16 protein-coding genes and 1 pseudogene are annotated in these 14093 nt (G+C 74.1%); 7 read left to right on the top strand and 10 right to left on the bottom strand.

The window, feature by feature from the left end; genetic code table 11:
• The 4 genes and pseudogenes from LG632_RS15245 to LG632_RS15235 all read right to left on the bottom strand — a co-directional run.
• Nucleotides 1-315: pseudogene (locus tag LG632_RS15245) on the bottom strand (sulfate ABC transporter substrate-binding protein); the annotation flags it as partial.
• 186 nt (nt 316-501) lie between these two features.
• A complete protein-coding gene (locus LG632_RS30730; protein WP_374203483.1) occupies nt 502-603 on the bottom strand; it encodes a putative leader peptide in 102 nt (33 codons plus the stop codon).
• 191 nt (nt 604-794) lie between these two features.
• Nucleotides 795-1253: an RrF2 family transcriptional regulator gene (locus tag LG632_RS15240; protein ID WP_226727611.1), complete on the bottom strand. Its 459-nt coding sequence runs from the start codon at nt 1251-1253 to the stop codon at nt 795-797.
• Nucleotides 1254-1294: 41 nt separating this feature from the next.
• Nucleotides 1295-2506 (bottom strand): acyl-CoA dehydrogenase family protein, encoded by a 1212-nt coding sequence (locus tag LG632_RS15235; protein ID WP_226727609.1) that lies wholly within the window; start codon nt 2504-2506, stop codon nt 1295-1297.
• A gap of 332 nt (nt 2507-2838) precedes the next feature.
• On the opposite strand from LG632_RS15235, the gene LG632_RS15230 reads away from it, so the two are divergent.
• Nucleotides 2839-3288, top strand: coding sequence for a hypothetical protein (locus LG632_RS15230; protein WP_226727607.1), 450 nt, complete (start codon nt 2839-2841; stop codon nt 3286-3288).
• Here the strand turns inward: LG632_RS15230 and LG632_RS15225 are convergent.
• From LG632_RS15225 to LG632_RS15215, 3 genes are all read right to left on the bottom strand, one after another.
• Entirely contained in the window at nt 3203-3823 is a 621-nt protein-coding gene (locus tag LG632_RS15225) for a hemerythrin domain-containing protein (protein WP_226727606.1), read from the bottom strand. The two genes, LG632_RS15230 and LG632_RS15225, sit on opposite strands and share 86 nt — an antisense overlap.
• On the bottom strand, nt 3823-5019 hold the full coding sequence (locus tag LG632_RS15220) for a hypothetical protein (RefSeq protein ID WP_226727604.1): 1197 nt from the start codon (nt 5017-5019) through the stop codon (nt 3823-3825). The genes LG632_RS15225 and LG632_RS15220 overlap by 1 nt, the downstream gene beginning before the upstream one ends.
• A 151-nt stretch (nt 5020-5170) precedes the next feature.
• Nucleotides 5171-5680 (bottom strand): DUF1360 domain-containing protein, encoded by a 510-nt coding sequence (locus tag LG632_RS15215; RefSeq protein ID WP_226727601.1) that lies wholly within the window; start codon nt 5678-5680, stop codon nt 5171-5173.
• 137 nt (nt 5681-5817) lie between these two features.
• Between LG632_RS15215 and LG632_RS15210 the strand changes: the two genes are divergently transcribed.
• Together LG632_RS15210 and LG632_RS15205 are read left to right on the top strand one after the other, a co-directional pair.
• Complete coding sequence (locus LG632_RS15210; protein ID WP_226727599.1) at nt 5818-6270, top strand: DUF6098 family protein; 453 nt, start codon at nt 5818-5820, stop codon at nt 6268-6270.
• Between the two features lie 89 nt (nt 6271-6359).
• Nucleotides 6360-7049: a HemK2/MTQ2 family protein methyltransferase gene (locus tag LG632_RS15205; RefSeq protein WP_226727597.1), complete on the top strand. Its 690-nt coding sequence runs from the start codon at nt 6360-6362 to the stop codon at nt 7047-7049.
• Nucleotides 7050-7131: 82 nt separating this feature from the next.
• On the opposite strand, the gene LG632_RS15200 is transcribed toward LG632_RS15205, so the two are convergent.
• Together LG632_RS15200 and LG632_RS15195 are read right to left on the bottom strand one after the other, a co-directional pair.
• The gene (locus LG632_RS15200) at nt 7132-8049 is read right to left on the bottom strand and encodes a formylglycine-generating enzyme family protein (protein WP_226727595.1); all 918 of its coding nucleotides are present in this window, start codon (nt 8047-8049) and stop codon (nt 7132-7134) included.
• Between the two features lie 100 nt (nt 8050-8149).
• Nucleotides 8150-10393, bottom strand: a complete 2244-nt coding sequence (locus tag LG632_RS15195; RefSeq protein WP_226727593.1) for a sulfatase-like hydrolase/transferase — start codon at nt 10391-10393, stop codon at nt 8150-8152.
• Between the two features lie 224 nt (nt 10394-10617).
• Between LG632_RS15195 and panD the strand changes: the two genes are divergently transcribed.
• The 4 genes from panD to LG632_RS15175 are packed head-to-tail and all read left to right on the top strand — an operon-like array spanning nt 10618 to nt 12315.
• Nucleotides 10618-11037: an aspartate 1-decarboxylase gene (panD, locus tag LG632_RS15190; protein WP_226727591.1), complete on the top strand. Its 420-nt coding sequence runs from the start codon at nt 10618-10620 to the stop codon at nt 11035-11037.
• A 42-nt stretch (nt 11038-11079) separates the two neighbouring features.
• On the top strand, nt 11080-11421 hold the full coding sequence (locus tag LG632_RS15185; protein WP_226727590.1) for a GNAT family N-acetyltransferase: 342 nt from the start codon (nt 11080-11082) through the stop codon (nt 11419-11421).
• Entirely contained in the window at nt 11415-12050 is a 636-nt protein-coding gene (locus LG632_RS15180; protein ID WP_226727589.1) for an aspartate/glutamate racemase family protein, read from the top strand. Before LG632_RS15185 ends, LG632_RS15180 begins: the two co-directional genes overlap by 7 nt.
• Before the next feature lie 28 nt (nt 12051-12078).
• Nucleotides 12079-12315: a hypothetical protein gene (locus tag LG632_RS15175; protein WP_226727618.1), complete on the top strand. Its 237-nt coding sequence runs from the start codon at nt 12079-12081 to the stop codon at nt 12313-12315.
• A gap of 162 nt (nt 12316-12477) precedes the next feature.
• Here the strand turns inward: LG632_RS15175 and gnd are convergent, their stop codons facing one another.
• On the bottom strand, nt 12478-13920 hold the full coding sequence (gnd, locus tag LG632_RS15170) for an NADP-dependent phosphogluconate dehydrogenase (protein WP_226727588.1): 1443 nt from the start codon (nt 13918-13920) through the stop codon (nt 12478-12480).
• Nucleotides 13921-14093 lie beyond the last annotated feature (173 nt).

Below are 14093 nucleotides of genomic sequence, written 5' to 3'. Positions count from 1 at the left end.
CAGGGAGCCGCCGTTGAGGGCCTCGATCTCCGACGGGCCGGCGTTGAAGGCCTGGGGCTTGATCTTCGTGTCCCCCAACTCCTTCGCGATCAGGCCCTCCTGGAGGCCGACCAGGGCGGTGGCGTGCGTCAGGTTGGGGAAGTACCCGACGCGGACCTCGGCGGCGGACAGCTTCTGGCCGCCGGAGGCCGCGGCGCCGGCCTTGTCGTCCTCCTTCTTCGCCCCGGAGCCGTAGCCGCAGGCCGTGAGCAGGAGGGGGAGCGTCGCCGTGGCGGCGATGATGCGCAGGGGGGTGAGCGGTCTGGCGGCAGACACGGAGGTGTCCTTTCACGGGGTGGGTGTTCGGGAAGGCGCGCGCAGGCGCGCCACGCGGCGAGGGGCGCGTACGGCGCCGCTCGCGGGCAGGCGCCGCGAAGAGGGCGGCAGGCGCGGAGCGGCGTGGGAGGTGACGGCCGACCGGTCCCCCGGTGCGAGGGCCCTGGGGACGGTGGGGGTGCGGCGTCAGGAAACGCGACAGATGGAGCTGGACGTACGGCCCAGGTCGATGTGCCGACGGCTGGTGAGCAGGCTCAGCAGACGGCTTGCGCGCGGCAGTGCGCTCACGGCGGCCACCTCCTGATTCCTAGTTTTCCCACCGGGTTGGTAGGCATCTTGGCAGACCGCGTCAGCCGTCCCAAGAGGTTGCCCATATGTCGGACAAAACTGTCTTGGTGATTGAGAAATTGCAGGTGGGAGGGGGTGGATCGGGGCTGGTCAGGGGCCGGTCAGGGGGCGGCCGGCAGAGGGGCGCGGCCTCAGGGATTGGTCCAGGCGTCCGGGGCGCGCGTCAGCGCGGACACCTCGGCGGGCAGGTGGGACGAGGCGACGTCGGCGAGCGTCACCCCTTCGAGGATCTCGCGCACGTTGGACCGCAGGGCGATCCACAAGGGCAGCAGCGACTGGGCGGGCCCGGTGTAGGACAGGTCCGGGGGCCGGACCCCGCGGACCGAGACGAGCGGTCCGTCCACGACGCGGACCACGTCCGCGATGCTGATGGAACGGGCGGGCCTGGCGAGCCGGTAGCCGCCGTTGCCGCCGCGCTGGCTGAGCACGAGGCCGCCCCGGCGCATGTCGTTCAGGATGCCTTCGAGGAACTTGTGCGGGATGTCCTGGGCGTCGGCGATGGCCTCGGCCTTCACCGGCCCGCCCTCCTGCGCCGCCGCCAGCTCCAGCGCGGCCCGTACCGCGTAGTCCGCCCTGGCTGAGATCCGCATGCGCACATTATCCCGTACGCCTCCCGCTGCTGGGCGGCACGTCAGTGGAAGGCCGCCGCCACGGCCCGGTGGGAGCCGTTGAGGTAGTGCTCGCCGATCGAGCGCAGCCTGCCGGTGGCCCGATGGTGGGCGGTCAGGACGCGCGCGTTGCGCCAGAAGCGGTCCAGGCCGGGCGCGTCGGCCAGTTCCAGGACCCGCGTGGTGACCTCCAGGACGGCCTTCGACACCACGGTCTCGGCCGTGGCCACCAGCGCGGCGACGCTCGCGGGTTCCTCGGCGTCGAGGGGGGTGCCGGTGTCGAGCGCCCGCGCCGTCGCCCCGGTCGCCCGGTGGACGACGGCGGTGGCCGTCTGGGCGGCGGAGGCGAGCTCCCCGTACGCCAGCAGGAGGTCGGGGTCCCCGCCGGGCAGGCGGTGCGCACGGCCGCCCCGGCTGAGGTCGCGCGCCTCGGTCAGGGCGCCCTCGATGATCCCCAGGGCGACGTGGCACAGGGCGAGCCGGAGCGCCGGCTCGGCGAGTGCGGTGAAGGGCGCGGCTGACTCCTCGTCATGGGGACGGCGCCCCAGCAGCTGCCCGGGCGTGACCGTGACGCGGTCCAGGACGACCTCGCCCGCGCCGGCGGCGCGCTGGCCGAGGCGGTCGGGGGCGGGTTCGACGCTCACCCCGCGCGCGCCGGGGGAGACCGTCACGACCAGCACGTCACCGGTGGCGGCGCAGACGGCGTCGACCACGATCCGGTCGGCGACGGTCGCCGCGGTGTCCACGCACCGGCGGCCGCTCAGGACGTAGCCGGTGGTGCGCGGCTTCAGGGTGAGGTCGGGCGCGCGGGTGCCTTCGTCGGCCGCGGGGGTACGGACGGCGCCCGTCCACAGCCACTGCTCGCGCAGCGCCTCCTCCTCCAGCTCGGCCGCCTGCTGCCGGCCCGCGTAGAACCGCCCGCTCCAGGCGTGGACGTAATGGCGGGCGAGCACGGCGCCGACGGAGCTGTCGGCCGCCGCGACCGTCCGTACGACGGCGCACCCGGTACGCCAGTCCACCCCGCGGCCCGGCGCGGGCGGTGTGAGGGCCGCCAGCAGGCCGGCCTCGCGCAGCCGCGCCTTCTCGTCGACCGGCGGCAGGCCCGCCGCGTCGCGGGCGAGGGAGTCCGCGGCGAGGTCGTCCGCCACGTCGCGGGCCGTCCGCAGGAGCGGCTGGTGGTGCGGCGGGAGCTCGGCGGGCCGGGCGGCGGGGGCGGGTGGCGTGACGGGGACCATCGGGGCTACTCCGGAAGGTTGGTGACGGCCACGGCGACGGCACGGGGCGTGGTGGCGGCCGCGGATCACGGCGAGGGCCGCGGATCACGGCGACGGCCGGGGATCACGGCGACGGCCGGGAGCGCGGGGTGCCGGGCGCTGACGTGCGGGAAGGCGGCGTCCCCAAGGAATCCCCCTTTTCCCATCGGATTGATAGGAATACTTGCCGAAGGCGCCTTCTCCAGCAAGGTCCCGACCGCATCGTGGACGCCTCCGTCTCGAATCGGCGGCCGGACGCGCCCCGCGCATACACCGTCGCCGGCCGGGCAAGCGCCCCTCCTGAGGAGGAAGTCATGCCCCGTCCCACGACCGTGGCCCGAGCGCAGGGCCTGTTCAACCTGGTCGGCGGCCTGTGGCCGGTGGTCTCGCTGCGCACCTTCGAGCGGGTGTACGGGCCCAAGGCCGACGGCTGGCTGCAGAAGACGAGCGGTGCCCTGCTCGCCTCGGCCGGCATCAGCATGCTGAGGGCGGCCGGCAGCCCCGAAGGCCTGCGCCACGCCCGTCGTACCGGCATCGGCACGGCGCTGACCTTCCTGGCCGTCGACGCGGTGTACGTACCGCGCCGCCGGATCCCCGCCACCTACCTGATGGACGCGGCGAAGGAAGCGGGGTGGCTCGCGGCGTGGTGGGCGGCGGGACGGATTCCGGCGGCTGCCGTCAAGGGCCCTCGGCGTCCCGCAGAGCGCTGCGAACGGCGTCGCGCGCCCGGTCGACGACGGCCGTCAGGGGGGGGGCGAGCGTGAGGTTCGCGGTGGCCGATTCGACGCCCGGGTGGGGGCGCGTCGGCGCGGTCGCCTCGGCCGCCCTGACGGCCGCGGCCATCAGGGCCAGCCGGGTCGGCGAGGTGGTGCGGCGCAGCAGGGCGAACTCGTAGCGCTCCTCCGCCCGGGCGTGTGCCAGGACGGCGTCGCGGAGCGACAGCAAGGTGGGCATGAACGTCGGGTCGCGGACGTCCAGCTCCTCCAGGGCGGCGAGCTTCTCCTTGGCCGCCTTCTCCTCGGCGAGCCGCTCCCGCACCACGTCGCTGCCGCCGTCGAAGGCGGAACGGGCGTGGGGGTGCACGACCTCCTCCTCGGCGGTCTCGTGCACGGCGAGCAGGTGCATCAGGCGCCGGAAGGGCTCGTGGCGTTCCGCGCCCTCGGCAGCGCGCACCTCGTCGAAGAGGGTGTGGATCCGGCCGTGCTGGCGCACGAGGAGCGCCACCACGTCCTCGTCGGCCCCCGGGTCGCCCTGCCGGGCCTGCTCGTCCATGGCCTCGCCGTTCCCCGTACCGGCCATCAGGCGCGCTCGGACGCGACGGGGTGCGGGCCTTCGGTCTCCTGGCGGTAGTCGCGGTCGAACATCTCCCGGTGCTGGTCGATGACGCGGTCGCTGGGCGGCCGTTCGCCGTCGTGGAGCCGCTGCTGCATCTGCTCGAACCGCTCGTGCGCCTCACGGACGTAGCCGGCGCCCAGGGTCGTGAGGTCGATCTGCGTCGCGAGGAGCTCGCGCAGGTACTCCTTGTTCGGCTCGAAGGTCAGCACGTTCGGCAGCTGGGGAGCGAGGACCTCCTCCGGCTCACGGCCGTCGTGCCGGCGCATCAGGTCGCAGGCGATGCGCAGGTGCTCCAGCTCCATGTTCAGGTGCAGCTCCCACAGCGCCTTCACCTTGGGATGGGACTCCTGCTCCATGAACGAGTAGTAGAGGTAGCACTCGTTGTACTCGTGGTTGACCAGCTGCTCCCACCACGTCTCGCCCGGATCGACGAGGGACTCGTAATGGGTGACGTGTTCCTCCTCGACCAGCCCGATCTCCTGGTAGAGCTGGCGGGCGATCGGCTCCATGTAGGTGGGGCCGGTGTTCATGTAGAAGTTCATCGTCTGCTGCTCGGCCGACAGCACCGTCAGCGCGTGCAGCTTCGACAGGGGATCGGTGGCCGCCTTGTCGTAGGGGTCGCGGACGTTGTCGAACGGGTGCCGGTGGTGCATCCGGGTGGGCCGGCCCGGCATGACCTCCGTGAGGCCGTCCACGATCGCCTCGGCCTTGCGGTGTTCGATCATCTCGTACAGGTTCGCGTACCGGTACAGGTGGTCGAAGTCCTCCAGCACCCCGAACTCGTACGCCTGCCGCAGGTAGGGGTCCGGCTCCATCCGGGCGATCCACGACGTGAGGTCCACGGCCACCTGCTCGTACGCGATCGTCGTCTCCAGCACCGACGACACTCCCGGAAGCAGCCAGTTGACCGCCTTCTGCTGCTGGGCCTCGACGTAACGCACCTCGGCCAGGCCCCGCTTGACCTCCGGGTCGACGGTGTTCCGGGCGAGCTGGTGACTGAACAGGATCGCCTCGACCTCGATGCCGTTCATCGTGATGACCCGGCAGCGCGTGTACGGATCGGACGCGTCCGGGTCGATGGGGGTCACGTTCAGCTCCCGCCATCCCCTCACCTGGCGGTCCAGGGGGATGCCCCGCTGCTCCAGAGGATCGAACGTCATACGGCACCAGCCTTTGACCGAGGGCGAGCGGGAAACAGTCGGCCATCCTTCCGGGACCTGCTGCCCGGAGCGCCGCTCACACGCTGCGCCCCGAGCACCTCACCCCATCGGAGCAGCCGTGGGCGAAGCCGTGGCGCGCGCGTCCCGCCGGTCACTCGCCCTCGTCTTCCGGTTCGGCTTCCGGTTCGGCTTCCGCGGCGCGGACCAGCATCGAGTAGACGAGCTGCATGGCGTCCGCGACGGCCACCACCGCCAGGGTCCGCTCGGCCGCGACGGTCGCGCGCGGCCAGATCAGGCGGGCGCCGGTGAGGCCGGTGGCCACCCACATGCTCAGGCAGAACGGACAGCTCGCCAGTTCCCCCAGCACGCGCCGGCCGTCCCGGGGGGACTCGTTCAGCTCCGCCGGGGCGCCGTCCCCGTCCACCTCCGTGAACGGGGCCCGCAGCGGCCGGGTGATCTTGGCCTTGCCGATCAGGCGGCTGAACCGGAAGGTGGCGGCCGCGGTCAGCAGCACTCCCGTGGGCCGTTCGGGTTCGGCGGCGGGCCGACCCCGCAGCTGCACCTGCCAGGTCCACGCGGCGGCGTAGGCGGCGTAGGCGGCCATCGCCACCAGGCGGGCCGGCTCCCCGTCCGCCCAGCTCATCCTCGTCGGCGTGTTCATGGGCTGCGCCTGCCCACGACAGGGGCAAGGATGCACCGCGCCGCGCACCGCGCGGATCCGCCACCGCTCGACGCCGCCGGGCGAGACGCCCTCGCCGGTACGGGAGTGGCGCGGGGGGACCCGGGTAGCCGCCCACCATGAAGGAGGCCCACCACGGCCGGGAGATGGCCGTCATCGGTTCGCTGGACGAGTTGACCGGCCTGATCGGCCGGAGCAGCGACCTGTACGTGCGCTGGTCGAGGGGACCGGACGTCGACCTGCCCGAGCCGTCGAGCCGGGACGACCTCACCGGCATCGAACTGCCGGGGCTGTCCGCCAATCCCCTGGCCGTCGAGGACTGGTGGGGGCAGCGGCCCCTGCGCACCTGGGTGGCGCGCCGCCTCCACGACTACTCGCACCTGCCGCGCGTCAAGGACCCGCGGGTCAAGCCCTGGCTGCTGCACGGCAGGGAAGCCGGTCGCGGCCCCGACAACGAGCCCCTCGTACGGGACGTGCAGCCGCTCGGCTGGGTCGACGGGAAGGTCATCGCCGAGGCGGAAGAGGAGATCGCACAGCAGCGGGGCAGGTGGGGGCCGCTCAACCGGCAGTGACGCATGGGGCGGCCCGCCCGGGGCAGTCGGGGGGTGTCGTCCGACGAAGCGGCCTACAGGGGCGCCGCGGAACCCCGGGAGGTACGCGCATGACCGGTACAACCATGATCTCGTCCACCCCGCTCGCGGGCGGCCTCGTCGCCCTTCCCGGCGTCTACCGCCCGCAGGCGGACACCCACCTGCTCGCCGAGGCGCTCGCCCAGGAGGACCTGGGGCCCGCGAGGACCGTCCTCGAGATCGGCACGGGGACCGGCGCGGTGGCCCTGCACGCCGCCCGCAGCGGCGCCGCCGTCACCGCCGTGGACGTCTCCTGGCCGGCTGTCGCCTCCGCCCGCGTGAACGCCCTGCTCCGGCGGCTCCCCCTGCGCGTCCTGCACGGCGACTTCGCCGCCCGCACCGCCGGCCGGCGCTTCGACCTGGTCGTGGCGAACCCGCCGTACGTCCCCGCTCCCGGGGCCTCCCTGCCGACGCGGGGCCCGCAGCGGGCCTGGGACGCGGGCCCGGACGGACGTGCGGTGATCGACCGGATCTGCGCGACCGCTCCGGCTCTGCTGCGCCCCGGCGGCGTACTGCTGATGGTCCACTCGGGCCTGTGCGGGGCCGGCACGACCGTGGACCGGCTGCTGGCGGCAGGGCTGTCCGCACGGGTCACCGCGAGGGCGAGCGTCCCCTGGGGCCCGGTCCTGCGCTCGCGACGGGCCTGGCTGGAGCGGCAGGGCCTGGTGGCCGAGGCCGAGGAGCGGGAAGAGCTGGTGGTCGTCCGCGCCCACAAGGCCTGAACCCGTTCAGCAGCCGGGTCCGTGACACGGCGGCCGACCGGTGGCGCCCCGTGCCGGGCTGCGGGTGATGCCCCGTGCCGGGCTACGGGCCGGACGCGGTGCTGTCCGCGGCCACGCGGAAACCCGTGTTGCCGGTGGAGCTGTCCGGCGTGTTGGAGCTGCGGGCCGCGACCCGGTAGCGGTTGCAGTACGAGTCGTGGCAGAGGTAGGAGCCGCCGCGCATCACGCGGCTGGTGTCCGGTGCGAACCAGTCGGCGCACCATTCCCACACGTTGCCGACGACGTTGTAGAGGCCGAAGCCGTTGGGGCGGAAGGACTGGGCCGGTGCCGTACCCCTCCAGCCGTCCTCCGCCGTGTTCAGACCCGGGAAGTCACCCCGCCAGATGTTGCACATGTGCCGCCCGCCCGGGGAGAGCTCGTCGCCCCACGGATAGCGGCGCTGCTCCAGCCCGCCGCGTGCCGCGTACTCCCATTCGGCCTCGGTGGGCAGACGGGTGCCGGACCAGGCGCAGTAGGCCTGGGCATCGTGCCACGAGACGTGGACGACGGGGTGGTTGCGGCGCAGGGCGATCGTGGAGCCGGCGCCTTCGGGGCGGCGCCAGCTCGCGCCGGCGACGGCGCGCCACCACGGGACGGCCGCGACGGGTGGGGACACGGCGGCGACCTCGTCGGGCAGGAAACCGCCGAAGACGAAGGAGCAGCCGAAGTGTTCGGCTTCGGTGACGTACCCGGTGGCTCGGACGAACGCGGCGAACTGTGCGTTGGTCACGGTCGTCGGGGCGATCCGGAACGGGCCGACCTCCGTCTCGCGCACCGGGCCTTCGCCGTCGGCCGGGAAGGCGTCCCGGTCGCCGGTGCCCATGAGGAAGCGCCCGCCCGGCAGGTCGATCAGGCGCCGGGCGGCACGCCGGGCGTCAGCGACACGTGGCCGCGGGGCCGGGGAGAGCGCGAGCGCGACAGCGGTCGCGCCACCGTGTCCTGGGGTGCAGCAGGAAGGCATCGAAGCTCCGTCGGTGTGGGTGAGGCGGGTGCTCCCGCGGGCGGTGCCCTGAGCACCCGCTTCGGCAGGGCCCGTTCGGTGTGATCGACGGCCGGGGTGTTCACCCCACCGAGACGTGGGCCAGGGCCCAGGAGGTGTGGTCGAAGGACGTGCGGTTGTTGGCGTCCTCGACCACGAGGCGCAGGACGCGCACCCCGCGGACGTCCACGTCGACGCGGACCGGGCCGGTGGCGGCCGTGAGCGTGGGGGTGGTCAGCAGCAGGCGGTCGTCGCCGTAGACCTTGGCCCGGGTGGCGCCCGCGCTGCTCTGCCGGGCGGAGAAGTCGTCGATGCCGACCAGGGACGTGAACCGCCGGGCGGCGGCGCCGAGGTGGTAGGCGATGTCGCTGGGCGCGTGGACGCCCAGGCCCTTGGGGTACGTCGTGCCGCCGAAGGAGATCAGGGGGCCGTCGCCGGCGGCGCTCCTGCCGTTGGAGGTGTCGCGCTCCACCGGCCCCCAGCCGTTGGTGGCGCTGATCCAGGCGAGGTCGGAGAGGTACGAGTCGCGCACGGGAGCGGCCGGCGGGGTCCGGACGGTGCCCGTCGCCGGGTAGCGGACCGGCCCGGACGGCGTGTCGGCGGTGCCTTCCGCGACCAGCGCCCATGCGGTGGCCGGGCCGGCGTCCGCGGGCGGGGTCACCTGCCAGGAGGCGGTGAGGCGACCGCCCGCGGCGAGCTGGTCCGCCGTGCCGGGGGAGACGGGGGCCACGGTCCAGCCCGAGGGGGCGCGCACGGTGAGCGCGGCGTTGGTCCAGGGCCGTGCGGAGCCGTTGTCCAGCGTGGCGGTGACGGTGAACGCCTCGCCGGGGACGGCCGGCCCGGGCAGGGTCAGCCGCGCGCCGAAGGGCTTGCGCGGACAGGTGTCCTTCCAGGAGGAGCGCATCAGCGCCACGAGTTCTCCGGCCCTCGCCGGATGCCTGTCGACGACGTTGCGGCTCTCGCCGGGGTCGGTGGCCAGGTCGTACAGCTCCACCTGCCATGTGTCGTCGGGGAGGTCGTGGTCCCGTTCGGGGGCGAAGCGGACGGCCTTCCAGTTGTCCTGGCGGACCGCCTCGGCCAGCCAGGTCGCGCGCTTGCCGTCCTGGGCGTCGGCCCGGCTGGTGACGCCCCACTCGTCGCGGAACCAGTACAGGTGTCCGTGGCGGGCCGAGTCGGCGCTGCCGGCGAGCAGGGGAGCGGCGGACAGCCCGTCGATGTCGGTGGGGGAGGGGGCACCGCCGAGCTCGGCCAGGGTGGGGAGGACGTCGGTCAGCGGGGTCGGCCGGTCGCTGGTGCCCGGCCTGACGCGGCCGGGGCCCCAGGCGATGAGGGGGACCCGTACGCCGCCCTCGTAGAGGTTGCGCTTGTAGCCGCGCAGCGGTCCGTTCGCGTCGAACAGGTCGGGGTTCACGCCGCCCTCTTCGTGGGGGCCGTTGTCGCTGGTGACGAGGACGACGGTGTCCTGCTCGATCCCGCGGGCGCGGAGCCGGTCGACCACCTTGCCGACCAGCGCGTCGAAGTGGCTGACCTGAGCGGCGTGCCCCTTGTTGGCGGCCGTCCAGCCGCGGTCGGCGTACGCGCTGGTGTCGGGCACGTCGCTGGGCGCGTGCGGCACGTTCGGGGTGAGCAGCAGCAGGAACGGCTCGTCGGCGTGGGCGTCGATGAACTCCAGGGCGCGCCGCTCCAGCAGGTCCGGGGCGTAGACGGCCTTCACGCCGCCGGCGTTGGCCGGGACGGGCTCCTTGACGTCGTTGTGCCACAGGTACTCGGGGTAGTACTCGTGGGCGTGGCCGTGCGTGATGTATCCGTAGAACTCCTCGAACCCGCGGGCCGCCGGATGGCTCTCCTGGCCCGCCGTCTCCGGTCCGAAGCCCCACTTGCCGATCAGGGCCGTCCGGTAGCCGCGGGCCCGCAGCACCTGGGCGAACGTCGTGTCGGTCGAGGTGAGCGACCCCTGCCCGCCGGCGGAGGGGTTGGCCCGCACCGTGGAGTGGCCGGTGTGCAGCCCGGTCAGCAGGGAGCAGCGGGAGGGCGCGCACACGGCGGCGGTGGAGTAGGCGTCGGTGAAACGCAGTCCCTCGGCGGCGAGCCGGTCCAGGCGGGGTGTGGTGATCAGCTTCTGGCCGTAGGCGCCGAGTTCGCCGTACCCGAGGTCGTCGGCGAGGACGACGACGAAGTTCGGCGGCCTGCCGACCGGGGCGTCCGCCGTCTCGGGGGCCGCCACCGAGGCGGCCGCCGCCCCGTCTTCCCCCGCGGCGGTGGCGGTGACGGTGGCCAGACCGAGCACGGCGGTCGAACCGGACAGGAAGGTACGGCGGCTGGACATGGTCACTGCTCCTCGACGGCCGGCACGGGCATGCGCCGATCATGGATCGAGGAGCCGTGCCCGGACCATGCACAGGGCATGAAGAGCTTGTGTCGGCGCTCGGTCAGCACGAGTCCTGAAAGTCCTGGGGAAGGCTGACCGGGCACGCGAATCGTTGTAGGCTCCGGAGACCGCCCTTGACCTGCGTGAAGCAGGCAGGGAGCAGATATTTCGGGAGTTTCCTCATGCTTCGCACCATGTTCAAGTCCAAGATCCACCGGGCCACCGTCACCCAGGCCGACCTGCACTACGTCGGCTCCGTGACCATCGACGCCGCGCTCATGGAGGCGGCGGACCTGCTGCCCGGGGAGCTCGTGCACATCGTCGACATCGACAACGGGGCGCGGCTGGAGACGTACGTCATCGAGGGCGAGCGCGGCTCCGGGGTCATCGGGATCAACGGGGCCGCCGCCCATCTCGTGCACCCCGGCGACCTCGTGATCCTCATCAGCTACGCCCAGGTCGACGACGCCGAGGCGCGGGCGCTCAAGCCCAAGGTGGTGCACGTGGACGCCGACAACCGGATCGTCGAGCTGGGTGCGGACCCGTCCGCCCCGGTCCCGGGGACCGAACAGCAGCGCGGCCCGCACGCGGTCGCACGCTGACCACCGCAGCGCGGACAGCCGTCACGGCGAGGGGGAGCAGGCATGGCGATCGAGATCCACGACTTGCGGGAGGCGGGCCGGCTGGAGGCCCGTGAGGAGGGGGAGCTCGTCGGCTCCCTCGCCTACTTCGTGCTGGCCGCGGCCCCGCACGCGCTGGTGGCCGTCCACACCGTGGTCGAGCCGGGGCAGGAGGGCCGGGGCATCGGCGGGCAGCTCGTCGCGCGGTTCTACGAGACCGCCGCCGAGGAGCAGGTGCCGGTGGTGCCGCTGTGCCCGTACGCCGCCGCATGGGCGGCCCGGCACCCCGACCGGGCGCCCGCCGCGGACCCGGCGACGGTGACTGCGGCCACGGCCGAGCTGGAGGCGGACCCGCGGCGGTGGTGACCACGCTGACGCTGCTGCACACCTCCCCGGCGCACGTCCCGGTCTTCGACGCGCTCCGCGACCGCGATCATCCGGGAGCGGTGCTACGGCACCTGGTGGCGCCCCGGCTGCTGGACCGGGCGCGCGCCACCGGCCCCGGAGCGGTGGCCGGGGAGCTCCTCGTGCTGCTCGGGGACGGCCCGGCCGGGGACCGCGCCCCGGTGCTGTGCACCTGCTCGACCCTCGGCGGCGTGGCCGAATCGCTCGCCCCTGCCCTCGGGGTGCCCGTCCTGCGGGTGGACCGGCCGATGTGCGCCGAGGCCGTCCGCCGCGGGCCGCGGATCGCGGTGCTGGCCGCCCTGGAGAGCACGCTGGGCCCGACCACGGACCTCCTGGCGGAGGAGGCCGGTCCGCGGCCGGTGCGGATCCTCCCCCGGGTGGTCGAGGGCGCCTGGGAGCGGTTCGAGGCCGGGGACGGGGCCGGGTACCTCGCCCGGGTGGCCGCCGCGGCGGACGCGGTCACCGACGCCGACGTCGTCGTGCTGGCCCAGGCCTCCATGGCCGGGGCCGAGGCCCTGGTGACCACCGGGCTCCCGGTCCTCGCCAGCCCGGCGCGGGGCCTCGCGGCGGCGCTGGCCCGGCGGGCGTAGCGGCGCGGAACGGGGGAAGGTGGGGCACATGGCAGCATCGATCGACCAGACCCAGCCCCCGCCGCCCGAGCCGCCGCCGACGCCGCCGACCCCGGGCCCCCACCCGTTCCCGGACCCCGAGCCGATCCCGCGCCCGGACCCGCCGCAGCCGGCCCCGGTCCCCGAGCCCGACCCGATCCCCCCGCCGCCGGGCCCCGCGCCGATCCCGCAGCCCGGACCGCTCGGCCGGACGGGCCGACCGCCCGGGCGGCCGACCCGCCGGTAGGCGGGCTCCTCGGGCCCGTCCGGAGCGCTCCCGCCCCGACGAGAACGCTCACCGGGTCCCGGCAGGAGCGCTCCCCGGGACCGGGTCGCGCCGGGAGCGCCGGTCGCGCTCCCGTCGGGAGCGCTCGTCGCGGGCCCGACGCAACCTCCGGCAGCGCGCCCGTCAGTCCGTGGAGACCTCGGAGCGGTCCCCGCTCCAGAGCGTGTGGAACGAGCCCTCGCGGTCCGTGCGCCGGTAGGTGTGCGCCCCGAAGAAGTCCCGCTGGCCCTGGGTCAGGGCCGCGGGCAGCCGCTCGGCGCGCAGCGCGTCGTAGTACGCCAGCGAGGCGGCGAAGGCCGGCACCGGGATGCCCTGGCGCACGGCCGCGACCAGCACCGCCCGCCAGTCGTCCTGCGCCGCCGCGATCTCGCCCGCGAAGCCCGCGTCGGACAGCAGGCTCGGCAGGTCCGGCCGGGCGTCGTAGGCGGCCTTGATCCGGTCCAGGAAGGCGGCGCGGATGATGCAGCCGCCCCGCCACAGCGCGGCCACGGCGCCCGGGTCCACGCCCCACTCGTACTGCTCGCTGCCGGCCCGGATCTGGTGGAAGCCCTGCGTGTACGAGACGATCTTGGACGCGTAGAGGGCCTGCTCCACCTGCGCGGCGAACGCGTCCGCCTCCGCGCCCGACAGCGGCGTCGCCCGCGGCCCGGCCAGCTCCGCCGAGGCCGCCCGCAGCGCGGCATGCCCGGAGACCGACCGGGCGAACACCGCCTCGGCGATCCCGGACACCGGTACCCCGAGGTCCAGGGCGATCTGCACGGTCCAGCGGCCGGTGCCCTTCTGCTCGGCGGCGTCCGCCACCACGTCCACGAACGGCCGGCCGGTCGCGGCGTCGGTGTGGGCCAGCACCTCGGCGGTGATCTCGATCAGGTACGAGTCGAGCCGGCCCCGGTTCCAGGCGCGGAAGGTCTCCGCGATCCGCGCGGGGGAGTAGCCGGCGACGTCGCGCAGCAGGTGGTACGCCTCGGCGATCAGCTGCATGTCGGCGTACTCGATGCCGTTGTGCACCATCTTCACGAAGTGACCGGCCCCGTCCGGGCCGATGTGCGAGGTGCACGGGGTGCCGTCGGCGGCCTTGGCGGCGATCTTCTCCAGCAGCGGCCCGAGTGACGCGTACGACTCCGCCGAACCCCCGGGCATGATGCTCGGGCCGAGCAACGCGCCCTCCTCGCCGCCGGAGATGCCGACGCCGACGAAGTGGATGCCCCGCTCCCGCAGCTGGCGCTCCCGGCGGCGGGTGTCCTCGAAGTGGGCGTTGCCGCCGTCGATGATGACGTCGCCCGGCTCCAGCAGCGGGGCGAACTCGTCGATGACGGCGTCCGTCGGCTCACCCGCCTTCACCATGACGATCAGCCGGCGGGGGCGTTCCAGCGCGTCCACGAACTCCTTGGCGGACTCGGCCGCCACGAACGTCCCCTCGTCACCGTGCTCCGCCACCAGCGCGCGGGTCTTGGCGGCGGTGCGGTTGTGCACGGCGACGGTGAAGCCGTTGCGGGCGAAGTTCCGGGCCAGGTTGCTGCCCATCACTGCGAGCCCGGTGACGCCGATCTGGGCTGTGCTGCTCATGCGTGCGCTCCTGCGTGCGTCGATGTGCGGTCCGTGCCGACGCTACCGCGATCCCGCCCCGGACGGATCAAGGACGGGGCGACGGAGCATCAACTTCGCCTTGTGTGCGCCCTGTTGCGACCCTTGTCAATGCTTCGGAGGGGCCGTTAGGTTGAGGGACTCCTGATGTCTTC

Source organism: Streptomyces antimicrobicus, from assembly GCF_020532625.1.
Taxonomy (GTDB): Bacteria; Actinomycetota; Actinomycetes; order Streptomycetales; family Streptomycetaceae; genus Streptomyces; species Streptomyces antimicrobicus.
Note: the sequence above shows the minus strand (reverse complement) of the source record. Positions and strands in the feature narration are given on the sequence as shown.